Here is a 551-nt window from a genome sequence, read left to right on the forward strand (position 1 = left end):
TGGAGAAGCTTAACGAGCTTGATCTCGATGTCGAGGCCGACCTTTGTGAGAAACTTCACGATGATGCGGAGCATCTTTTCCGTACACTGTCCTCGAGACTGGATGAATTACAGGATGGAAACTGATGGCCAGAGTGTCTATTAGTGAAGCGGCACGGCTTGTTAAGGTTAGTCGCCCCACAATTTACAAGATGATTAACAGTGGGAAGTTAAGTTACACCTCTGTTGTAAAGCACGGGAAGGCTATTAAAGTTATTGATACTTCAGAGCTTATTAGAGTGTTTGGTTCTCTTGATGGTGTCATCGATACTGTAAAATATGATGTAAAAAGTGACGCAGAATCTACAGGTGTTAACAGCGTTGATTTACATGATTTACAACATAGAATTGCTTTACTAGAAGCTGAAAACGATGGTCTTAAAGGGGCTGTTAAGGCTCGAGATGAGCATATTGATTCCCTTCGTCAGGCTATGCAGCTTCTGGAGCACAAGCACGAACCTTCTTCACCACCCGATTCCCCGTGGTGGAAATTCTGGAAAAAATCCTGACCCC

2 protein-coding genes are annotated in these 551 nt (G+C 43.7%); both read left to right on the forward strand.

Translation table 11 applies throughout. The features are described 5' to 3' along the window. Positions 1–125: Rop family plasmid primer RNA-binding protein (locus RRF55_RS27210; protein WP_200541109.1), on the forward strand; the 125-nt coding region annotated here is incomplete at its 5' end. Further along, positions 125–547, forward strand: a complete 423-nt coding sequence (locus RRF55_RS27215) for a helix-turn-helix domain-containing protein (protein WP_032421724.1) — start codon at positions 125–127, stop codon at positions 545–547. The genes RRF55_RS27210 and RRF55_RS27215, both read left to right, overlap by 1 nt. Positions 548–551: the final 4 nt, after the last annotated feature.

The sequence above is a fragment of the Klebsiella sp. K47 genome, assembly GCF_051858335.1.
GTDB classification, from domain to species: domain Bacteria; phylum Pseudomonadota; class Gammaproteobacteria; order Enterobacterales; family Enterobacteriaceae; genus Klebsiella; species Klebsiella pneumoniae.